The organism is Corynebacterium sp. HMSC074C03 (assembly GCF_001838285.1).
Lineage (GTDB): Bacteria > Actinomycetota > Actinomycetes > Mycobacteriales > Mycobacteriaceae > Corynebacterium > Corynebacterium amycolatum.
On record NZ_KV836254.1, the window covers coordinates 24532 to 45428 of the forward strand.

Genomic DNA, 20897 nt, shown 5'->3' on the forward strand with positions numbered 1-20897 from the left:
AAACTGTGTGGTCAGTTATTTGATGGTCAGTAACTAAGAGTGCTCCGAGCGCCCTTTAAGTGAGTTGACTGCTCAGAGCAGCTTGTCCACTACTGCGGTATTGCCCGAAATCTCTACAATCGTGACTCTTTCCTTCGCATCGAAGGTCTGTGCAGTCAGAAGACTGCGCGCGCTCCACAACTCGCCGTTGACCTTAATCAGACCCGCTGACGAGGAAACTGGCTCGATGACCTCAGCATGACGGCCCGCTAGCAGTTCCGGACGCGACTCCAGTTCGGCGGACTTGTCCGGTTTTGCCATCTTCCTGCGCAACACAGGGCGAACTGTCAGCACAAGTGCGGCGGACACAACGGCGAAGATAACCACTGACAGCCAAAGCGGCGCTCCAAGCTGGCTCGCACCGGACGCTGCCAGCGCACCACCTCCGAGCATTAACAGTGCTAAATCTCCGACCGCGAGTTCACCGAGAACCAGTAGGAGGCTTGCTCCGAGCCAAAGGAGAGAAATCACGCCCTCACCCTACCTACTTTGCAGAACAAATGTGGGGCGAGTGGAGCCAGTATTTCGGGATCAGTACTGCATATGTGGCTCAGTGACGAAGTCGACCAGGCGCTCAACTGCACCAATCAAATCCGACTCCAGATCACGGTAGGTGTGTACACCTGCGTAGACGCGTCGCCAGCCCTCCTTGGGGTCGTCTCCCCAGCCCAAGCGACGGCAGATTCCTGTCTTCCAGTCCTCCCCGTAAGGAACTTCCGGCCATTCTTCAATGCCTACCGACGAGGGCTTGACCGCCTGCCAGACATCGATAAATGGGTGGCCAGTGACCATCACATGCGGGCCGAGCTGCTGAGTCATGCGGCTTTCTTTACTGCCTTCCACCAAGTGGTCTGCCAGGACTCCGACGCGGCGCTTCGGACCTGGACCAAATTCGGCCAAGCGTTCCGGGAGATTGTCCAAGCCCTCCAGATACTCGACGACTACGCCCTCAACACGCAGATCGTGGCCCCATACTTTCTCGACAATTGCCGCGTCATGAATACCCTCGACCCAGATACGGCTGGGTAGAGCAACCTTAGCCTTGACGTTGTGGACCTTGCGCGAGCCCGATGCCGACAGATCCTGCGAGGGCTTCTTTGGTTGTGCCTTCGGCCGTACCAGAGTCACAGGTTTGCCATCGATGAGAAAACCGCGCTCGTGCATGGGAAACAGCCGCGACTTTCCGTGGCGGTCCTCCAGCCGAACGCACCAGCCGTCAAAAGTTTTCTCTAACCCGATAATCGCACCGACGAATCCGTCATAGGACGCCTCGACGACAACACCATTTTCTGCTGTTACCTCGCGTGCCGGCTGCGGGATACGACGGCGGTGGCCACGTGCGCCAGCAAACACGTCCTGATTGCGATACGGGTCTTGAAAGCTCATGGATACTGAGATTAACAGCATGGGTTACGGAACCGGCGACACACTGCACTAGGATGAGCTGCACTATGCAGCGCAGTGTTCTCGACCAGGTCTGGAGTCCAACTCAGCACATCGCCCTTTGGCTGGGCGCATGGTTGTCGGGTTTGGAAAACTACGATCATCTCCTCGATGCTCTTGACTCGCTCGGCGGGCCCACGTCAGTTCCGGGGACATTCGTGCTTGCCGACGCCATGGTTCCGAATGTCATCGATTGCGACGCTGATCTCGATCGAAGCGACATGCTCCGCCTTCTTCGAGCAGTTACTGACGCGGGAGATTGGCACAGTGACCATCGTCCCCTCGTCCGCCTTATTCTCTCCGGACCCGGTGACGCACCTGCACTGCCTGCGGGAACCGACGCCGCTGAGGCCGCACGCGCAGCAGGCTCAGCCATTGTGATTGCGGATGCGGAGCCGGGTTGGAACCATGCGCTCGTACCAGTGACATCGCCGGTGCCCGGTCTGCTGCAGTGGCACTGGTATACGCTCGAAGGACACATCCCGGAGCCGGCTTATCTCTCCCCTGGCGAGGCGGATTTGCAGCTGGCGGATGCGGCGCGAGTTGCGGCTGCCACTATTGCGGCGATGCCGCGTTCACCGCTGACGTCGTCAAGCAGTGGTACCCCGAAGGTGGATCCCCGGCTGATGGTCGGCATGCTTGATGATCATCTGGACATGGCTTTTGTTCCGGATGATGTGCCACGCCGTGCACTGGGAGTGCTCGCCAGAGCTGATCGGGTGTCGTCGATTCTGGCGGTGGCACAGGGCAGCGAGTCGGGGCACGGCAGCGCCGCGTTTGACGCGCAGCTCATCCCGCTGTGGCGAAAGATTCGGCAGGCGCGGATGAGCGCGGTGGAATACGCGATTCAGGAGTGGACCCGCTAGAGGTTTGCCTTGCCCTGCGGTCCAATTGAGGCCAAGGGAATCAGTGTGGGCGGCGCTTTGCCGGGGTGCAACAGGATGCGGCGCAGGGGGCGCCGTTGCAGGCCGAGCCGAGTAGCGGTTCACTTCCCAGGCGGCGGGGTTCGGCATCTGCGATGCGCTCTTCGATGAGCTCCACGAGCATGTCAGTGAAAGTAGCCGTCGGGCCAGGTGTTGCGACACGCTCGATGACTATGTCGTGATGAGCCATTTCATCCTGTAGCTCAGCATCCAAATCCCAGGCGACCTCAACATGGTCCGAGATGAAGCCAATCGGGCACACTACTGCGGATCGAAGGCCTTGGGTGACCTCCGCTTCAACGTGGTCGACGATGTCAGGCTCCAACCACGGCACGTGCTCCGGGCCAGAGCGGGACTGCCAAACGACGTCAAAGTTGGTGATACCGACTGCATCGGCGACGAGCCGCGCTGCTTCGTTGACCTGGCGAGAGTAAAGATTTCCGCCGAGCTCTACCGGTCCAGATGCCTTGTCCGCAGAGACCGGAATAGAGTGAGCGGTGAAAATAAGCCGGGTCTCGTCACGACGGTCATCCGGTAGCTTGGCAAACGCCTCACGCACGGCATCTGCATAGGCTTCTATAAAGAGCGGATGATCGTAGAAGCTCCGAATTTTCTCCATGTCAAAAGCACGGTCGCCCAGAGATTCGCGCATCTGAGCAATGTCTTCGTGATACTGGCGGCAGCCGGAGTATCCGCCCCAGGCGCTAGTGGCGAAAACGAGCGCTCGCTTAACGCCGTCATCAGCCATCTTTGCCGCGGTGTCTTCAGCCATCGGATGCCAATTGCGATTGCCGAAATAAACAGGCAAGTCATAGCCACGGCGAGTGAGCTCAGCCTTAAGGTTGGAGACAATTTCGCGGTTTAAATCGTTGAGCGGGGACTTGCCGCCGAAGTGCGCATAGTGAGCACCGACCTCGTCCAACCTCTCCGGCGGAATTCCGCGGCCGCGGGTGACATTCTCCAGGAAGGGACGCACATCGGCCATCTTTTCGGGACCTCCGAAAGACAACAACAAAATAGCGTCAAAATTATCAGAAGACATAGGCAACCATGTTAGTAGCGCAGTCTGAGGACACCATAAGACGACTGCTCAATGCCCATGGTCTCCTGCCTGCTGGGTTCCATCCAATTGCTTTACGACGGCACCCTAACCCGGCCCTATTGCGGAATTCGACGATTGGTCACCAGCAGTGAGCCCACGGTCACTAGCAGCATCGCGAAGGCTGCAATCAGATAGGGCCTCGGATTCTCGGCCCGCTTGAGTTCGTAACCGATATCATCCTCCAGCGAGCCATATGCATCCCGGAGCTGCTCGAGGGAACCGGCGCTGAAGAACTCACCTTTTGTACGACGTGCGATTTCTCGCAGCGAATCGTCGTCGTTAGGCACTGGAATTAACTCGCCCTGAACCGTGATTGCGCCTTGCGCGGTACCGAACGAAATCGTGTTGACAGGCACCCCGGCCTTGGCGGCTTCGGCGGCGGCGGTATACGCGCCGCGGGGATCGTCGAGCTCTTGCGGGACGGTCTGTTTGCCGTCGGAAAGCAGCACAATTGTCGCTGGTGGGGCGCCTTCTCCCCCGCCCTGGACTGAGTCGCTGAACTGATTGATGGCATCGAGCGCGGCAGCGATGGCATCACCGGTAGCAGTCGCTTGATCTAACTCAGCAGCCTGAAGGGCTCGATTCACGGTGTCATGGTTGGTAGTCGGGCTGACCGCAGTGCGAGCGCGGCCAGAGAACGTCACCAGGCCGATATTGAGGTCGTCGGGAAGGTTCTCCACGAACTCTTGGCCGGCTTCTTTAGCGGCAGTGATGCGGTCGGGCGCAACATCCGTGGCCGACATGGACAGCGAAACGTCGACTACCAGCATGACCGTCGCTCGGTTGCGGGCGACTTTGGTCTCCGAAATCGGGCCGGCCAACGAAATGATGACCAGAACTAGAGACAACAGCGCACTGATAGCCACGACATGGCGTAGGCGTGCCGACGACTTATTCCCCAGTGACCCAACGATGGTGAAGTTGCCAAAGGCAATGGCACGTTGCTTTCGCTGCTTAGTGCTGATCCAATAGGCCACGGCTGCCACGAGAGGCAGAGCGAGCGCGAGCAGCCAACCTGGGTGCGCAAAAGTTGAGTTTAGGAACGTCATCGCGGTATCAGTTTCCTCACATCCAGTCGCCTAAACAGTCGCGTATAAACCAGTGGCTATAGCCGGTTAGTCGGTGGCCTAAAAATAGCACTAACAAGCGGTTACTCAGACGCTAATGTTGGCCAATTTGTCGGGCAAAATCCAGTACCCAATCGGAATCCGTACGCAAGGTAATAACGCGAGCACGGCATTTGCGCAGTTCATTGATTACACGCTCGTGGTGGGCACTAGCCTGAGCTGCGTACTCGGCGCGGGTTTTGTCGTTGATGTTGAGTTCAATGGTTTCACCAGTTGCTGAATCCGCCATGACCACCGGGCCATCGCCGGGTAAGGCTTCATCGGCTGGATCGACCAGGCGGATTGCCATAATCTCTGTCGAGGCCGAGGCAACGCGCAGCGGTCGCGCCCAATCGAGTGATCCAAGGAAGTCCGAGATGACAACCAATAATCCAGCGCGCGGAGCCTGGGTCATTACTGTGTCAATATCCGCGGCGAGATTGTGCTCAGCGGTCGCGTCAGCCAAGTGCTTGAGCAGCATCAAGCTGTGGGCACGGCCCTGGCCCGCGGGCACTGGAGTGCCACCGGCGATTAATCCAGTTCGGGACCCCGGGGCGTCGTTAAGCATCGTTACCGCGCCGGCAGCGGCGGTGAGCAGATGTCGTTTGGTGGTATCGGCCAAGCCCGTGGACAAACGTGCGGCGGGTTCGGCGACGATCCAGCACTCCAGCTCGCGCTCGGCCTCGGAGGTGCGAACGTGAGGCACTCCAGTACGGGCTGTCACTGCCCAGTTCATCTGGCGAACATCATCGCCGATGACATATTCGCGGGAGCCAAGCGGCTCAGAGCCATCTCCAGTAGCGGTGGAAAGAAAGCTGCCGCGCAAAAGCCCGTTGAGCTTACGCGTAACAGTTAGCTCTAAGTACGCCAGGACGCGTGCAAGATCGTCTTCACGAGCTGACATTAGGAGGCAGTGCCCTCATCGGAGCCAGTGCCCGCGCCCTGGGGAAGGCGCACGTGAGACAACACGATGTCGATAATCCGTTCGGGAGTAACGCCATCGGCCAGGCCCTCATAGGACAGGACCAGGCGGTGACGCAGCACGTCGGGAAGCACGGAGACCACATCGTCCGGCACGACATAGTCGCGACCGGAAAACAGCGCGTGGGCGCGGGCAGCCGCGACAGCACCAAGAGTTGCACGCGGCGATGCGCCATAGGAAAGCCAGCGGTCGACATCCTTCAATTCCGCCCGCATCGGATTACGGGTGAGTTCGATGACGGCCACGATGTAGTCAATCAGTGTGTGGTGGACAAAGACTTCGCGGGTAGCGCGCTGCAGTTCCCGGACACTCTCTGGGGTGAGAATCTGCTGCGCGACTGGAGGGGTGGCTCCCATGCGGTAGACAATCTCCCGCTCTTCCGCCGGAGTGGGGTAACCCACGAGGACCTTGAATAGAAAACGATCCCGCTGAGCCTCCGGCAGTGGGTAGACACCCTGGTTTTCAATTGGGTTTTGCGTGGCCAGGACCAAAAACGGCTCCGGTACTGGCGTGGACTCCCCTGCGATGGACACCTGGTGCTCTGCCATGACTTCCAGCAGTGCCGACTGCACCTTCGCCGGTGCGCGGTTGATTTCATCAGCGAGCACGATATTGGACATGACCGGGCCGGGCTCGACAATGAACTCCGAGGTGTCCTGGCGGAAAATTCGGGTGCCGACAATATCCGATGGCACCAAATCCGGAGTGAACTGGATGCGGGAGTAGGAACCACCCATCACTTTGGCAAAAGTAGACACTGCCAGAGTTTTCGCAACACCCGGAACACCTTCGAGCAGGACATGACCTCCTGCGAGCATAGCGATAAAGAGCTGCTTGATCAGGTGCTCCTGGCCAACCACAACCTTCCCCAGCTCCGCGTATGCGCGCTCGAGGTCCGTGTGGTCAGTGGGCGTTGGGTAGGTCACAGAGAAACCCTTCTTTAGGTCGGTCGCCCGACCTGTAGAACACGTCGTTAGAAACTAGACGAGGCGGACAACGTTCGGTGTCATTCCGTTATAACGGACTGGCGAGATCTTAACCACAGAACCGGACTGTGGTGCCTCAATCATCTTGCCATCGCCCAGGTAGATAGCGACGTGGCCGTGACCATTCGGGCCCCAGAACAGCAGGTCACCACGCTTCATCTGAGATGCCGGGTAGTGCTTTCCGCGCTGGTACTGGTAGCCGGTGTAGTGAGGTAGGTCAATGCCAACAGCCGCGTAGGCGTACAGAGTCAGTCCCGAGCAGTCGAAACCAATCTTGTTGTAGTCGCCGTGGGAGTCAGCTACTCCGCCGTCACGGATTCCCTTGGTAGGGCCGTTGGCGTTGCCACCACCCCATGCGTATGGGACACCGAGCTGCCCCATCGCGCGTGCGATGACAGTCTCAACCTTCTGGCTGGAAGAACCCGAGGTGCTCTGACCGGTCTCCGGATTCTTCGGCGCCACAGTCTGTGCTGGGGTGCCGCTTGACGACGAGCTGCCGGTGCTAGACGATTCCGAAGTCTCGGTGGACTCAGAGGAGCCGGTAGATTCGGTCGTCTCAGAGGAACTGGTGGAGCCAGTCGAGCCAGTGGAGCTGTTAGAACCCGTGGAGCTCGTAGAACCAGTGGAGCTGTTAGAACCTGTCGAGCCGGTGGAGCCAGTCGAGTCGGTAGAGCTGTTAGAACCAGTCGAGCTATTGCTTTCATCTGTGGACTCAGACGAGGAATCCTCTTCGGTCTGGTTCGCCTGGGCCTCGGCACGAGTCTTAGCTGCAGCTTCTTCAGCGGCCTTCTTGGCAGCGGCGTCTTCCGCTTCCTTGCGGGCCTGCTCGTTCTCATAATTCTGGCGCTGGGAATTCAGCTCGTTGACCGCGTTACGAGCTGCGTCCAAAGATGCCTTTGCGGCGTCGCGGTCAACCTGCGCCTGCTGGTAATCAACTTGCTCCTTTTGAAGCTCCTGGTTTGCCTCGGAGTAAGCGTTCTGAGCATCGGTGTTTCGCTGGTTTGCGGTGGCCTCCGCCTGCTGAGCCTCGTCACTCTTCTTGCGAAGTGCCGACTCCTGGTTGGCAGCCTCAGTTCGATTCTTATCCAGAGAGTCAACGGTCTGCTCTTGACGGTCGGCTTCGCGACGCAACGCGGACAGGCGATTAATAGCATCGGATGCGTCTCGCGCGCCCTCAAGAATCGAGCCGCTGGAACGTCCCTGGCGCATGATTGTCCGTGCCAGTTCGTCGAACTGCTTTTGTGCACTAGCGAGCTCAGTACGAGAATGGTCGAGCTGAGCGCGAGCCTCGTTGACCGCGTCGCGTGCACGGTTAGCGGCATCCCGGGCGTTTTCAAGGTCCACCATGGCCTTGTTGACATCCTCGCGGAGAGTGCCCATGCGTAGCTCGAGGTCAGATACTCGACGCTCGCTAGAAGTCACCTCGGCGACCAGGGACTGCAAGTACGACTCGGCGTTAGAGGCCGCCTCGCGCGCTTGGCGAATCTGGGCGTCACTCGGATTTAGTGGCTGTGCAACTGCAACCTGGGTGTTCGTCGCCAAAAGACCCGCCGTGATAATACCGGCAATTGGACGAGTCCAATATGATGAACGGACTTTGCGATTACTCGGCACCGCGTTACTCCTACATTTCTCCTATGGGTGCGTTCACGCCTCAGGTCCGACACCAGCGACTTCCCCATCGTTGGATATCTTCACGTTGTTGCCTCCAGGTCTTGGGTGGAACTTCGAAAAATGACGAACCGAAACCGGAGCCAAAAGCAACAGCGGCGCTCCCGCGAGTTTTCTTTGGTCAATACTGGACCCTTGAGTCCACTATTGGCATCACGGAGCACTTTACGGGTCAAAAAGCTCTAAAAAAACATAAGTAACAAAATTACCAACCGTCCCCTGCTTCGTAACCGTTTCGTTATACGTCGTGGCCTGCGGTTATGTCGGACCCTAGTTTTGCGTGTGAATTATGTCACTATTCGATAGCCTGTCGGCGTGCCGAAGCATTGCAGGTAGTTATTCGGGGTAACGCGCATGAAAAAAGGTCAAGCGATGATGCTTGACCTATGTAAAGTCGTTGACATCATTACGATGACTGCAACAGTGTTATCCAATTTAGGTGGAGCCTGGTTTCTTCGCTGCTACCAGTTTGTGGGGCACTTACCCTATCTCTTGCCTGGGGATGGAAAACCGGGGCGGTGAATCTACTCGGTGGGGCTGATAAGCTTCAATGCCCGTCGTAAAGCGACCCCTTAGGTGGTTGGGCGTGTACGTAGCCAGTAGAACGTCAGTCCAACGAAGAGTGCGACGATAACTACGCCTGCGATCAGGCTGTAAAGAGTCCATGGAACGACGTAGTTAGTAAGTTCGTGCAAGTAGGCATCTAGGCCCGCCGGATAGTCTCGCGGGGTCTCCATCATTGCGTGGTCGGCGCGTTCAATAGCTGCGCGGGGAAAATCGGCAGATGCGGTGGCCACATTGCCTGGCGTGCGCACAACAGTGGTTCCGCCGACTTGGTCTGCCACTTGGCGGGCAAAGGAAAAGATGTCCGTATTCTTTTGTTCGGAAACGGGGTAAATCTTCTCGCTATCCAGGTAGATGATATTGAAATTGGGAACCCCCCGATTTGCGGCATCGTCGACAATTGGCTGGACCGCTTCTCGGAGCTGTGGGTTATTTGTCACGATGTTGTCGGTGCGTAGCTGAGCGACCGCCTTTTCGACGGTTTCTTTCGCTGCCTGTGAATCTGCTGGCGTATGCATTAACTGCCTTCCGTATCGTGCTCCTGTTTTGCGTGAGAATGGTTTCCACGCGCCCCAATTTGGCGGAGATGCTGCTTCGTTTGTCCCCTCTATAATGGCCTGTCTTGGACGTGAACGGGGGTAGCTTGACTCGGCGCGCCGCGGGTAATCTACATACAGAACGTTCGTACTGTTATTGTTGATGCAAGGACGGTAACGCTTCCTTAAAAACGTGTGCGTGGGCTCGTGTGCCCCGCATCGTGATTATTGCTTTAATTGGTTGATAAGGGGCGGCGTGATCGCACCTATGCCTTGTGGAGGGCCGAAATTCGAGTGCCGGTCTCTTCAGCTAAGGCGACAATTCACCCGAATAGAAATGGAGCTGACTGTGGCTGAAAGCAAGAACTCTTTCAACGCCCTGCGCAAGCTTGAGGTCGGAGACAAGTCTTATGACTACTTCGCTCTTGATGCTGTGCCGGGTATGGAGAAGCTGCCTTACTCGTTGAAGGTTCTCGGTGAGAACCTGCTGCGCAACGAAGATGGCGCCAACATCACTGAGGAGCACATCAAGGCTGTCGCCAACTGGGTTCCTTCCGCTGATCCGTCGATCGAGATTCAGTTCACCCCTGCTCGCGTTATTATGCAGGACTTCACTGGCGTCGCCTGTGTTGTTGACCTGGCTACCATGCGTGAGGCTGTTAAGACTCTCGGCGGCGACCCGGATCAGGTTAACCCGCTGAACCCGGCCGAGATGGTCATCGACCACTCGGTCATCATCGAGGCCTTCGGTAGCGAAGACGCTCTGGCTAAGAACGTCGAGATTGAGTACCAGCGCAATGATGAGCGCTACAAGTTCCTCCGCTGGGGTACTGGTGCATTCTCCAACTTCCGCGTTGTTCCTCCGGGAACCGGTATTGTCCACCAAGTCAACATCGAGTACCTGGCTCGCGTTGTCTTCGAGAACAACGGCCTGGCATACCCGGACACCTGTGTTGGTACTGACTCCCACACGACCATGCAGAACGGCCTGGGCATCCTGGGCTGGGGTGTTGGTGGTATTGAGGCTGAGGCTGCAATGCTCGGCCAGCCGATTTCCATGCTCATTCCGCGCGTCGTTGGCTTTAAGCTGACTGGCGACATTCAGCCGGGCGTTACCGCAACCGACGTTGTGCTCACCGTTACCGACATGCTGCGCCAGCACGGCGTCGTCGGCAAGTTCGTAGAGTTCTACGGCGCTGGCGTCTCCAAGCTGCCGCTGGCCAACCGTGCGACCATCGGTAACATGTCGCCGGAGTTTGGTTCCACCGCCGCAATCTTCCCGATCGACGATGAGACCGTCAAGTACCTGGCCCTGACCGGCCGCGACAAGGAGACCCTGGAGCGCGTCGAGGCTTACGCCAAGGCTCAGGGTATGTGGTTGGACGAGAACACTCCGGAGGCTGAGTACTCCGAGTACCTCGAGCTGGACCTGTCCACCGTCGTTCCGTCCATCGCTGGTCCAAAGCGTCCGCAGGACCGCATCGAGCTGGCTTCCGCCAAGGAACAGTTCCGTAAGGACCTGCACAACTACTCCGACGGCGAGATCAAGGGCGCTGTCAAGGCTTCCGCACCGACTTCCGAGCTGGCTGCAGACTACAACGAGTCCCGCGAGGGTCACGGCGAGTCCGCTGCTGACAGCGCTGAAGGTCGCCCGAGCTCCCCAATTACCGTCACTTCCCCGAAGGGCGGCGAGTACACGCTCGACCACGGTATGGTCGCCATCGCTTCCATCACTTCTTGTACCAACACCTCCAACCCGTCGGTCATGGTTGGCGCTGGTCTGTTGGCACGTAAGGCTGTCGAGAAGGGCCTGCATGCAAAGCCGTGGGTCAAGACCATTTGTGCTCCGGGTTCCCAGGTTGTCAACGGCTACTTCAAGCGCGCTGACCTGTGGAAGGATCTCGAGGCTCTGGGCTTCTACCTGTCCGGCTTCGGTTGTGCAACCTGTATCGGTAACTCCGGTCCGCTGCCGGCTGAGATTTCCTCTGCCATCAACGAGGCCGACCTGGCTGCTACCGCAGTTCTGTCCGGTAACCGTAACTTCGAAGGCCGCATCTCCCCTGACGTGAAGATGAACTACCTGGCCTCCCCGATCCTGGTTATCGCTTACGCTATTGCCGGTACCATGGACTTCGACTTCGAGACCGACGCTCTGGGGCAGGACGCAGAGGGCAACGACATCTTCCTGCGTGATATTTGGCCGTCCACTGAAGAGATTGAGGCCACCATCGAGGCTTCCATCTCCTCCGAGCTCTACGACGAGGACTACAAGGACGTCTTTGCTGGTGACGAGCGCTGGCAGAACCTGCCGACCCCGGAGGGTAAGACCTTCGCTTGGGACGACAAGTCTTCCTACATCCGCAAGGCACCGTACTTTGACGAGATGGAAATGGAGCCGGCACCGGTTTCCGACATCAAGGGTGCTCGCGTCCTCGCAGCTCTGGGTGACTCGGTGACCACCGACCACATTTCCCCGGCATCCTCCATTAAGCCGGGCACCCCGGCTGCTCAGTACCTCGACTCCATGGGCGTTGAGCGCAAGGACTACAACTCCCTGGGTTCTCGTCGTGGTAACCACGAGGTCATGGTTCGCGGTACCTTCGCTAACATCCGTCTGCAGAACCAGCTGCTTGACGGCGTCACCGGTGGTTACACTCGCGACTTCACCCAGGAGGGTGGCCCGCAGGCATTCATCTACGACGCTGCCATGAACTACAAGGAGGCTGGCACTCCGCTGGTCGTTGTTGGTGGTAAGGAATACGGCACCGGTTCCTCCCGTGACTGGGCAGCTAAGGGTACCCTGCTGCTGGGCGTCAAGGCTGTCATCGCTGAGTCCTTCGAGCGTATTCACCGCTCGAACCTCATCGGTATGGGCGTTGTCCCGCTGCAGTTCCCGGAGGGTGAGTCGTGGAAGTCCCTGGGCATCGATGGCACTGAGACCTTCGACATTGCCGGTCTGGAGGAGCTGAACAACGGTTCCACTCCGAAGACCGTCAAGGTCACGGTTACCAAGGAAAACGGCGAGTCCTTCGACTTCGACGCTGTGGTCCGCATCGATACCCCTGGTGAGGCTGAGTACTACCGCCACGGCGGTATTCTGCAGTACGTCCTGCGCAACATGATCAAGGGCAACTAGTTTCCCTTTGACTCGTGCGCGCTAGGGCTTGTTGTAAGCAGCGCTTCTAGAGGCCGGTAGGTTGCGCTAGCCCGCGGATTCATACCCCACGGACTAGCGCCCTGCCGGCCTCGGGTTTCTCTACCCCAACCAAAATGAGGCTTGGGACGTATAGGAACGGCGTTGCCACGTCATGCAGTGAAATATGCCCCCTGGGCGTCGCCGGCAAGAAAAGAGTTTCCTTATGCCAAAAGTGAGTAACCAGGATTTAGCTCAACGGCGGCACGAAATTCTCGACGGCGCGCGGCAGTGCTTTGCAGAATTCGGCTACGACGGCGCAACGGTCTCTCGTTTGGAGGCCACTACCGGTAAGTCTCGCGGTGCTATTTTCCATCACTTCGGATCCAAAGAAGGTCTGTTCTTAGCATTGGCCGAAGAAGATGCCGCAAATATGGCGGAAGTCGCGGAGTCTTCCGGATTAGTGGAAGTAATGCGTGATATCGTGGCGAACCCAGACAAGCATGGCTGGCTGGGAACTCGCCTTGAGATTGCCCGTCGCCTTCGCAGCGACCCGGAGTTTAAGGGCCAATGGTTGGGCCATCAGGATCAATTGGATGACGCTGTTGCCCACCGATTGACCCAGACATCTTCATCCGGCTCTCTACGGTCGGATTATTCGGTTCGCACGATGCAGCTTTTTCTCGAGCTGATGCTCGATGGCATCATCGTTCGTCTGGCATCTGGTCGCACTGTCGACGAATTGGATTCCGTGCTTGATTTAGTTGAAGACAGCTTACGGCGCAAGGACTAGCCACTTAGGCTAGGCCTGAAAGCGTTCCGTACCACCCGCTCCCCTAAAACGGGAGCGGGTTTCGGCTTTCTATCGTGGATTTATCTCGTTTGACCGGTGAAGATGCATAGATTTCACTAAATATGGACTAAGCTGTCTATTTATGAGTGTGGGTAAGTTTTTGTTGGTGGCGCTCCGCCCCGCAGATGGCGCGGGGCAAGCCGAGTACCAGGACTTTCTGGATTCCACCGGGCTTGAGCCCAGCCAGTTGGATCTGTTTACCATCGACGCTGTCGGCGCTAAGTTACCCGACCTGACCTCCTATGACGGAGTATTCGTCGGTGGCAGCCCATTTAACGTCACCGACCTAGAGCATTCGGGTCTGCAGAAGTATTCGCACGATGTGCTTTACGACGTACTTAGGAGTCCTGTCCCCGCACTGCTTATCTGCTACGGCGCTAGCTACACGGCCTTTACTTCGGGTGGTTTGGTTAACCTGCGTCACGGCGAAGTAGCGGGTTCTACCCGGGTAGAGCTCACCGAAGCTGCTACTCAGGATCCAATAGCTTCGGTGTTACCTCCGGCTTTTTATGCGTTGACTGGCCACAAGGAATCCGTTGCGGAGCTTCCCAATCATGCAACTTTGCTTGCCACAGGCCCAACCTGTCCGGTGCAGATGTACTCGATCGGGTCGAATAACTGGGTTACCCAATTTCATCCGGAGATGAATGCTAACGGACTGCTCCGCAGAATGTCTTTCTACACCGACGTCGGTTACTTTGACCCGGAGGAAGTCGACGCGATTCGACTAAAGGTATCTGATGTAAACCTCCAGGCCGTTGCGTCAATCATCCCCCGATTTATGCACGTATGTACGCATGCTGCCAATCCGAGCATGCTAATGGTGCAGTAATCTCTGTCCCTTCCAGCTCCCCTTTTTTACGAAATTCTTTTCCCACATATGTCTACCTCCGCCAAGCCCTTCCTCTTGCTTTCCACGCGCGGCGAAGATGCCGCAGCTCACGCAGAACATCTCTCATTTGCCAGGAGATGTGGGTTGGCGCCGGCAAAGTTGCATCAAATTCGCCTGGAACAGTCTCGTCCGGCCAATCTAAATCTTGATAACTACTCAGGAGTAATCGTTGGCGGAGGTCCCTTTAACGCCTCCGACGACGATAAGAGCTATCTACAAAAGGAGGTCGAGACCTGGTTTGAGGATTTGCTGGCAGAAGTGCTCGAGCGAGATTTCCCCTTCTTCGGAGCTTGTTATGGTGTCGGCCTGCTCGGTACTGCTGGTCATGGCCGGGTCTCCCGCAAGCACGGGGAGCAGGCAGCTGTAATCGAAGTAGCTGCAACGCCGGATGGAGAAACAGACCCAATTCTTGAAGGTTTGCCAGCCCGTTTTCACGCCATCGTAGGCCACAAGGAGGCCATCGAAGAGCTTCCTGGCGACGCTACATTGCTGGCAACTGGAAAGGACTGTCCAGTGCAGATGTTCCGGTTGGGCCACAATGCATATGCGACGCAGTTCCACCCGGAATTAGATGCCAACACGTTTGCCCAGCGTCTCCTGATTTACGCCAATCAGGGATACTATTTACCAGGAACAGATCTTGAAGCGGTATCGGCCGCGCGGCAGTTGGATGTTGCACGAAGTGGACGAATTCTTCAGAATTTCGTCCGGCTTCATACCGCTTGTAGAGGCTGATTAGTTTTATCTAGTGGCAATAAGCAAAAGGAATGTGATTGTCGCATGGAGAGGTGGAATCCCGATTCGGCACTTGCCGGACAGTCACCATCAATTGAAATGTCTGTGCTGCGATCCGGTGCGATTATTATTGCCGTCACCGGATTTTTGTGGCAGATTGAATCGGCTATTCGTTCTGTCCCCTTAGAAAACTTTATGAGCCACTGGTTCCCTTTTGCATCACTGCTCATATTCATTCTCAGCGATATGTTGCTGATTTGGGCGGTGGTCAATAATACGCGGCGAGGCCTTATTGCCGCACTGCGTGTACCGATGTACATCATGTTGGTTTTCCTGATGTTGGTTTCAACCTATTGGGATCTGCCTCATAACTCCATTGGAAATGCACTCTGGTATAGCCCATTTTCAGGTTTGGCCCTCGCTGCATTTGCGCTGACGGTGCCACTCCACATCAGTTTGTCCGTGATGGTATTTGTTCCCGGACTGATTGCCGTCATTAATTCATGGTTGCTGGGGCACACTTTTTGGCTCGACATGTTGTCGGATGTCGGATTCAATCTCATCAACACTTTTCCATTTGTGATTATCGCGGGCTCTGCACAACCCGTCGCAAGGCTTATTGACTACACCTACGAGAATTCTCGGAAGGTCAATGAGAGAGCGGAGCGTATGCGTGTCCGCGGAGAGGCAATGAGTAGCTTCAACGCCTATGTTCATGACTATGTATTAGCCGCACTGTCTGCAATTGGTAAGGGCTCTAAGATTGACTTCTCGCTAGACGAGCAGACTGGGCTGTTTTTCTCGCCTCGGCAAACAGTAAGCGGTCGAACTTTTGCGGAGGCTGTACGGGCGCAATTGCTGTCGGTGAGCTCTGACATTTCGGTAACGCTAGATACCAGCGAAGAAGGCGGTCCAGTTCGTCTCCCAGGAGAAGTTGCTAACACGTTCCTATTAGCTGCAACTGAGGTGGCAAATAATGCCAAGCGTCATGCAGGTACTACGGCGGAAAAGAAGTGCCACATTCGTGTTGACTCTGGCGAGGTCTCCATTGATTTTCGTGACGATGGCAGCGGGTTCGACCCCGAGGGAATTGACCCGCATCGTGCAGGTATTCGGTTGAGCGTTAAAGGGCGAATGGAGGCCCTCCGCGGTGGAGATGCCCTCGTTAAATCAAAGCCTGGGAAAGGTACTCAGGTTATTCTCAAATGGCACGGTAATACCTCTCCTGTAGAAGAGGAAGATGTAGTCGATTCCTCGGCTCATACGACATCGCTGTATGACCTCATGGGAATGTCAATTGTTTTTTCCTGGCAGTTCTACGGCGCAATCGTCGGTGTATTGTTCATGGTTCTAGTCAGTAATGGACAATTATTTATCACCGCAGGGCAAATCAGTCTGGCATTAGCGATCGGTCTTCTCGGGCTGATTATGTATGGCCGCCATTCACAATTGCCGTTGAATCGCGCATTTGTAATTGGTGTCGCAATTGTTGTATTAGCTGGGGTTGGCCTTTACCAGCCCATTCCAAACAATTTGGAATGGTCGTATTTCTGGCACTTTAGCTTAATTTCTTTTGCGTCTGCATTGCTCGCCATCCGCGGCCGACCCTGGGTTGCACTGAATTCAGTGCTCGGTGGCGCAATCCTGGTGGAGATACTCAAGTTCTTCCCCTTCGCCCCCTCGGATTCCACCCACATCAGTATCTCTGGAGTCGACCTGCTAGTTCGCTCCGTGATGCTGGTCGCTGGAATTTTGACGTCCATCATGGTCCGCTTCTTTATGCGTACCGTTCCGCAGTCTATTCAGGATTATAATCGTGCGCTGTACGCTGCCGGTGCTGCCAAAGAGTACGAAATCAGCAGCCAGAGCAACTACGAATGGCTGCAGCGTCGGGTCGGTCCCATATTTAGCGCCGCTGCAGTTTTGGATAAACCGACCCCGCGATTGCAGTTGCGTGCGCGTCTCACAGAGCAGCTTCTCCGAGACGTTCTACGTTCGCCACATCTAAATGTCGGGTCACTTCACCAAGCTGTGTGGGACGCGCGGGCCAGAGGCGTTCATGTCCGGCTCCTCGATGACCGCAATCACACGCAGGCCGTTTCCGGTAGCACCGATGTGCGCCGTATTCCGCTTGTCGACGATGATTCCGCGGTGGCTAAGTTGATGCCGAGCTTCCTCGAAGCGATCGATAACGCCGAAGAAGGATCGGTAACAATTCGTCTATTGCCCCCGGGCAGACGTGCATTTGCATCCATTTCTGATGACAATGGAGTGCAAAGGTTTGATGAAGCCGGTGAGAGGATAGTGATGTCACGTGACTAGGGAGAACATTGCGGGAATGAGCAATGCTTCCATCGACGTCTCGGCTGCAATTGACTCCGACAACATCGGAGATTACAGCGTGCAGTCGGATCGTTTGCTTCGCGTTGCTGCGATTGATGATCATGCCTTGACGCTGCAGGGGCTCGAAACCCTGCTGTCTGCAGAGCCAGACTTTGAGCTCGTCGGCTGTTATCAAACTGTGCCGGCACTACTGGCTGATGTGGGCACTGATGATCGCCTGGATGTGGTCGTGCTGGATCTGCGGCTGGCGGATAATTCAGATCCAGCGCAGAACGTGCTCTCGCTGGAATTGGTCACCGACCATGTGCTCATTCTCTCGTCAGCTGAAAGCCCATACCTTGTCCGAAAGGCAGTGCGTACCGGAGTGATGGGGGTTGTTCAGAAATCGGAAACCCCGGAGACAGTCGTGTCTGCAGTACGGCTGGCGGCGCTTGGCAAGGGCGCGCTGACTACGGAATGGGCATCGGTAGTTGACTCTGATCCCCTGCTCGATTCTGTCGATTTGTCAGAACGCCAGCGTGAGGTACTCGAGCTCTACGCCTCCGGTGAGTCGACGAAGCGAGTCGCGTCGATGACAGGGCTGACACCGAACACCGTGTTGGACTACTTGGGCCGCATTCGAGCCAAGTATGCGGCAGCTGGCCGGGCCGAGAACAGCCTTAACAAGTCGGAGATGTATAGGCTCGCCCAGCAGGACGGTTACCTGCCTGGGCCAATGGATCCGTCTTAAGCCAGCTCGACGATTTCCATGTAGTCGTCACTCCAGAGGTCTTCCGTGCCGTCGGGAAGCACGATGACGCGCTCGGGCTCTAACGCCTTGACCGCACCTGGATCGTGGGTAACCAGTACGACGGCCCCGGTGTATGTACGCAGTGCGTCGAGCACCTGTTCGCGGGACTGAGGGTCGAGGTTGTTAGTGGGCTCGTCGAGAAGCAGGACGTTTGCGCGGGAGCTAACCAGCGTCGCCAGCGCTAGACGTGTCTTCTCACCACCGGAGAGGGTACCCGCTGGCTGCTGCAGCTTATCGCCGGAGAACATAAAGGCACCGAGTAGGCTCCGCAGTTCCGGCTCGTTGACGTCAGGGCAGGCGTAGACGGTGTTTTCCCAGACAGTCTTGTCCGGGTCAATCGTGTCATGTTCCTGGGCGAAGTAGCCGATGCGCAGGCCGTGGCCGGAGACGATGCCGCCTTCGCCATCGGTGCGCTCCACACCGGCGAGTAGCTTCAGTAGCGTCGTCTTACCAGCACCGTTGAAACCGAGGACAACCACGCGGGAACCCTTGTCAATCGCAAGATCCACACCGGCGAAGACTTCCAACGAGCCATACATCTTGGTCAGTCCCGTGGCGTTGAGTGGAGTCTTGCCACAGGGCGCCGGCTCTGGGAAGGAAATGTGGGCGACCTTGTCCTCGACGCGGACCTCGTCGAGACTATCCATCATACGCTCAGCACGAGCCACCATCTGCTTGGCCGCACGGGCTTTCGTCGCCTTCGCACCTAGCTTCTCGGCCTGCTTGCGCAGTGCGCTGGCCTTCTTCTCCGCGTTAGCGAACTCGCGGCGACGTCGAGCCTCATCGGTCGCGCGTGCCGACAGGTAGTTCTTCCAGCCCATGTTGTACACATCAGCTTCGGCGCGCACCGCGTCGAGGAACCAGACTTTGTTACACACGGCCTCGAGCAGCTCGACATCGTGCGAGATCATAATCAAGCCGCCCTCATGCTTGCTGAGGAATTCGCGGAGCCAGGTAATCGAATCCGCATCGAGGTGGTTCGTCGGCTCGTCGAGAAGCAGTATCGTGGCGGACTTGCCTGAGCCTTCGGTAGCGGCGAAGAGAATCTGAGCAAGTTCGACACGGCGGCGCTGACCACCCGAGAGCGTCTTCAGAGGCTGGTCGAGTATACGCTCCGGCAACCCCAGCGCGTCGCAAATGCGGGCTGCCTCAGCGTTCGCCTCGTAGCCGCCGAGATCGTGGTAGCGCTCCTCGAGACGCGAAAACTTCCGAATCGCCGCATCGCGCTTCGTGTCAGTGGTCGCGGTCTCCATGATCTCCTGCTGGCGATCCATGCTCCGGCGGATTTGGTCAAGGCCTCGCGCCGACAGCACACGGTCGCGGGCGGAGATGTCGATGTTGCCTTCGCGTGAGTCCTGTGGCAGGTAACCAATCGAGCCAGAGCGCACTACGGAGCCACCGTAGGGCTCAGTTTCGCCGGAGAGGATACGCATAGTCGTCGTTTTGCCAGCACCATTTCGCCCGACGAGTCCAATCCGGTCTCCCGGCTGGACGCGCAGCTGCTCACCCGGCGCAGTGAGCAGGGTACGGGCGCCGACTCGGACTTCAAGGTCATGGGTCACAATCACGAACGAGTAGCCTACCAGTTATGACTTCATTTCCCGTGACCGCCTCCGTCGTCGGCCTCGGGCCCGCCGGAAGAATCGCCGCCCACCGCGCATCCGCTCGCGGCTGGGACGTCACTGCTTACGACCCCGCCGGTGGCACACTGCCCTCGACGATTGGTCTCTGGTGCGACCAACTCCCCGACTGGTTGCCCAGCGATTTCCTCGCCGCCACTTTTCAACCCAGCGTCATTCTTGTCGACGGCACCGAACGTCGGCTCACCCGCGCTTACGGCGTTGTTAACAAGGACTGCCTGCAAACACTTGGCGGTTTCCGCATCGAACGCCGCGTGCTCACCGATTCCGAAACCTCGGGTACGGACATCACGATTGTCACCACCGGGCGCACACACGCCGCAGCCGGGCGAGGTGGGCAGGTACGGCAGCTCGCCATCGGGCACATCTTTTCGCTTGACGACGTCCCTAGCGCCCACCGCCGCGCAGTCCTCATAGACTTCACTCCAGCAGACCTGAATGCCCCAGAGACAGAGCCGGCTAGTTTCTCCTATCGCATTTTCTTGGATGACAGGACCTTCCTCATTGAAGAGACCATCCTCGCTACTCCGACTCCTATGGTTGCCGGGCATCTCGACGAAACCGGTGCGGCAGTCGGCACCGGCGGTAAGGCCGATGACTCCGTACTTCTAGAGCTGTTGCGGAGACGCCAAAAAGCACGGTTGAAGTCCCTGGAGCTCTCGGAAGATCTGGCCATTGACGAAGAAGTGGTGTCCTTTCCCCTACTGGCAAACTTTCCCTCTCGCCGCGGTAACTTCACGCACAGTGGACCATCCATGGGCACTCTCTTCGGCTTTGCTGGTGGTTGGATGCATCCTGCCACTGGTTACTCGGTGGGTTCGGTTATCGAAGATGTCGACCGCTTCTTGGCCGATATGGAAAAGAAGGGAAGCCGGACGCTGGGGACGTCGTTAAGCATGCGATTGCAGCGATGGCTACGCGAACGTGGACTCGCGGCGCTGCTGGGGTTCGATGCACGACAGACGGGTGCGTTTTTTCGGGCGTTCTTTTCGTTGCCGGAGAAGGACGTGTTTGCCTATTTGATAGGGACATCCCCACTGACGACGCTTCGCGCTATGGCGAAAGTGGCAGTGCCTTTGCTGAAAAAGAGTCCGCGAACGTGCGGAAAGCTCATCGCAGGGTTTATGCGGGGACCTGGGAGATGGAGAAATCGTTGACG

The 20897-nt window shown here is 57.3% G+C and carries 17 protein-coding genes; 8 read left to right on the plus strand and 9 right to left on the minus strand.

Going from position 1 to position 20897, the window contains the following annotated elements; all coding sequences use genetic code 11:
- Positions 1–72: 72 nt before the first annotated feature.
- Both HMPREF2847_RS09210 and HMPREF2847_RS09215 read right to left on the minus strand, forming a co-directional pair.
- Complete coding sequence (locus HMPREF2847_RS09210) at positions 73–510, minus strand: NfeD family protein (RefSeq protein ID WP_070852223.1); 438 nt, start codon at positions 508–510, stop codon at positions 73–75.
- Between the two features lie 60 nt (positions 511–570).
- Positions 571–1425 (minus strand): DUF3097 domain-containing protein, encoded by an 855-nt coding sequence (locus HMPREF2847_RS09215; RefSeq protein WP_070549519.1) that lies wholly within the window; start codon positions 1423–1425, stop codon positions 571–573.
- Between the two features lie 65 nt (positions 1426–1490).
- On the opposite strand from HMPREF2847_RS09215, the gene HMPREF2847_RS09220 reads away from it, so the two are divergent.
- Entirely contained in the window at positions 1491–2348 is an 858-nt protein-coding gene (locus HMPREF2847_RS09220) for a hypothetical protein (RefSeq protein WP_049181031.1), read from the plus strand.
- 40 nt (positions 2349–2388) lie between these two features.
- On the opposite strand, the gene HMPREF2847_RS09225 is transcribed toward HMPREF2847_RS09220, so the two are convergent.
- The 6 genes from HMPREF2847_RS09225 to HMPREF2847_RS09250 all read right to left on the minus strand — a co-directional run bounded on the left by HMPREF2847_RS09225 (position 2389) and on the right by HMPREF2847_RS09250 (position 9334).
- Positions 2389–3447, minus strand: a complete 1059-nt coding sequence (locus HMPREF2847_RS09225) for a ferrochelatase (RefSeq protein ID WP_070852224.1) — start codon at positions 3445–3447, stop codon at positions 2389–2391.
- A 116-nt stretch (positions 3448–3563) separates the two neighbouring features.
- A complete protein-coding gene (locus HMPREF2847_RS09230) occupies positions 3564–4556 on the minus strand; it encodes a VWA domain-containing protein (RefSeq protein ID WP_049190713.1) in 993 nt (330 codons plus the stop codon).
- Positions 4557–4668: 112 nt separating this feature from the next.
- A complete protein-coding gene (locus HMPREF2847_RS09235; protein WP_070560307.1) occupies positions 4669–5517 on the minus strand; it encodes a DUF58 domain-containing protein in 849 nt (282 codons plus the stop codon).
- Positions 5517–6521: an AAA family ATPase gene (locus HMPREF2847_RS09240; RefSeq protein WP_049181028.1), complete on the minus strand. Its 1005-nt coding sequence runs from the start codon at positions 6519–6521 to the stop codon at positions 5517–5519. Before HMPREF2847_RS09240 ends, HMPREF2847_RS09235 begins: the two co-directional genes overlap by 1 nt.
- Positions 6522–6575: 54 nt before the next feature.
- Complete coding sequence (locus HMPREF2847_RS09245) at positions 6576–8195, minus strand: DIP1281 family NlpC/P60 protein (protein ID WP_070852225.1); 1620 nt, start codon at positions 8193–8195, stop codon at positions 6576–6578.
- Positions 8196–8824: 629 nt separating this feature from the next.
- Positions 8825–9334, minus strand: a complete 510-nt coding sequence (locus HMPREF2847_RS09250) for an Rv1476 family membrane protein (RefSeq protein WP_038625409.1) — start codon at positions 9332–9334, stop codon at positions 8825–8827.
- A gap of 367 nt (positions 9335–9701) precedes the next feature.
- Here HMPREF2847_RS09250 and acnA point away from each other — a divergent pair, with 367 nt between their 5' ends.
- The 6 genes from acnA (at position 9702) to HMPREF2847_RS09280 (ending at position 18038) form a co-directional block, all read left to right on the plus strand.
- A complete protein-coding gene (acnA, locus tag HMPREF2847_RS09255) occupies positions 9702–12488 on the plus strand; it encodes an aconitate hydratase AcnA (protein ID WP_083327373.1) in 2787 nt (928 codons plus the stop codon).
- A gap of 223 nt (positions 12489–12711) precedes the next feature.
- A complete protein-coding gene (locus tag HMPREF2847_RS09260) occupies positions 12712–13278 on the plus strand; it encodes a TetR/AcrR family transcriptional regulator (protein WP_038625405.1) in 567 nt (188 codons plus the stop codon).
- 142 nt (positions 13279–13420) lie between these two features.
- Complete coding sequence (locus HMPREF2847_RS09265; protein ID WP_070852227.1) at positions 13421–14170, plus strand: glutamine amidotransferase-related protein; 750 nt, start codon at positions 13421–13423, stop codon at positions 14168–14170.
- Between the two features lie 48 nt (positions 14171–14218).
- On the plus strand, positions 14219–14965 hold the full coding sequence (locus HMPREF2847_RS09270) for a glutamine amidotransferase (RefSeq protein WP_083327362.1): 747 nt from the start codon (positions 14219–14221) through the stop codon (positions 14963–14965).
- Positions 14966–15010: 45 nt separating this feature from the next.
- Positions 15011–17287, plus strand: coding sequence for a sensor histidine kinase (locus tag HMPREF2847_RS09275; RefSeq protein ID WP_070852228.1), 2277 nt, complete (start codon positions 15011–15013; stop codon positions 17285–17287).
- Positions 17280–18038: a response regulator transcription factor gene (locus tag HMPREF2847_RS09280; protein WP_224786551.1), complete on the plus strand. Its 759-nt coding sequence runs from the start codon at positions 17280–17282 to the stop codon at positions 18036–18038. The genes HMPREF2847_RS09275 and HMPREF2847_RS09280 overlap by 8 nt, the downstream gene beginning before the upstream one ends.
- On the opposite strand, the gene HMPREF2847_RS09285 is transcribed toward HMPREF2847_RS09280, so the two are convergent.
- Positions 18035–19666 carry an ABC-F family ATP-binding cassette domain-containing protein gene (locus HMPREF2847_RS09285; protein WP_070852229.1) on the minus strand — a complete coding sequence of 544 codons (1632 nt, stop codon included), beginning with the start codon at positions 19664–19666 and terminating at the stop codon, positions 18035–18037. The two genes, HMPREF2847_RS09280 and HMPREF2847_RS09285, sit on opposite strands and share 4 nt — an antisense overlap.
- Positions 19667–19686: 20 nt before the next feature.
- Here HMPREF2847_RS09285 and HMPREF2847_RS09290 point away from each other — a divergent pair, with 20 nt between their 5' ends.
- The gene (locus HMPREF2847_RS09290; RefSeq protein WP_070852230.1) at positions 19687–20895 is read left to right on the plus strand and encodes a lycopene cyclase family protein; all 1209 of its coding nucleotides are present in this window, start codon (positions 19687–19689) and stop codon (positions 20893–20895) included.
- The last annotated feature ends 2 nt before the right edge of the window (positions 20896–20897 follow it).

Excerpts from the sequence above, each read along its gene's own strand:
- HMPREF2847_RS09250 (WP_038625409.1), bottom strand. The coding sequence starts at position 9,334 with ATGCATACGCCAGCAGATTCACAGGCAGCGAAAGAAACCGTCGAAAAG.
- HMPREF2847_RS09235 (WP_070560307.1), bottom strand. The coding sequence starts at position 5,517 with ATGTCAGCTCGTGAAGACGATCTTGCACGCGTCCTGGCGTACTTAGAG.
- HMPREF2847_RS09215 (WP_070549519.1), bottom strand. The coding sequence starts at position 1,425 with ATGAGCTTTCAAGACCCGTATCGCAATCAGGACGTGTTTGCTGGCGCA.
- HMPREF2847_RS09230 (WP_049190713.1), bottom strand. The coding sequence starts at position 4,556 with ATGACGTTCCTAAACTCAACTTTTGCGCACCCAGGTTGGCTGCTCGCG.
- HMPREF2847_RS09290 (WP_070852230.1), top strand. The coding sequence starts at position 19,687 with ATGACTTCATTTCCCGTGACCGCCTCCGTCGTCGGCCTCGGGCCCGCC.
- HMPREF2847_RS09225 (WP_070852224.1), bottom strand. The coding sequence starts at position 3,447 with ATGTCTTCTGATAATTTTGACGCTATTTTGTTGTTGTCTTTCGGAGGT.
- HMPREF2847_RS09275 (WP_070852228.1), top strand. The coding sequence starts at position 15,011 with ATGGAGAGGTGGAATCCCGATTCGGCACTTGCCGGACAGTCACCATCA.
- HMPREF2847_RS09220 (WP_049181031.1), top strand. The coding sequence starts at position 1,491 with ATGCAGCGCAGTGTTCTCGACCAGGTCTGGAGTCCAACTCAGCACATC.
- HMPREF2847_RS09270 (WP_083327362.1), top strand. The coding sequence starts at position 14,219 with ATGTCTACCTCCGCCAAGCCCTTCCTCTTGCTTTCCACGCGCGGCGAA.
- HMPREF2847_RS09265 (WP_070852227.1), top strand. The coding sequence starts at position 13,421 with ATGAGTGTGGGTAAGTTTTTGTTGGTGGCGCTCCGCCCCGCAGATGGC.
- HMPREF2847_RS09260 (WP_038625405.1), top strand. The coding sequence starts at position 12,712 with ATGCCAAAAGTGAGTAACCAGGATTTAGCTCAACGGCGGCACGAAATT.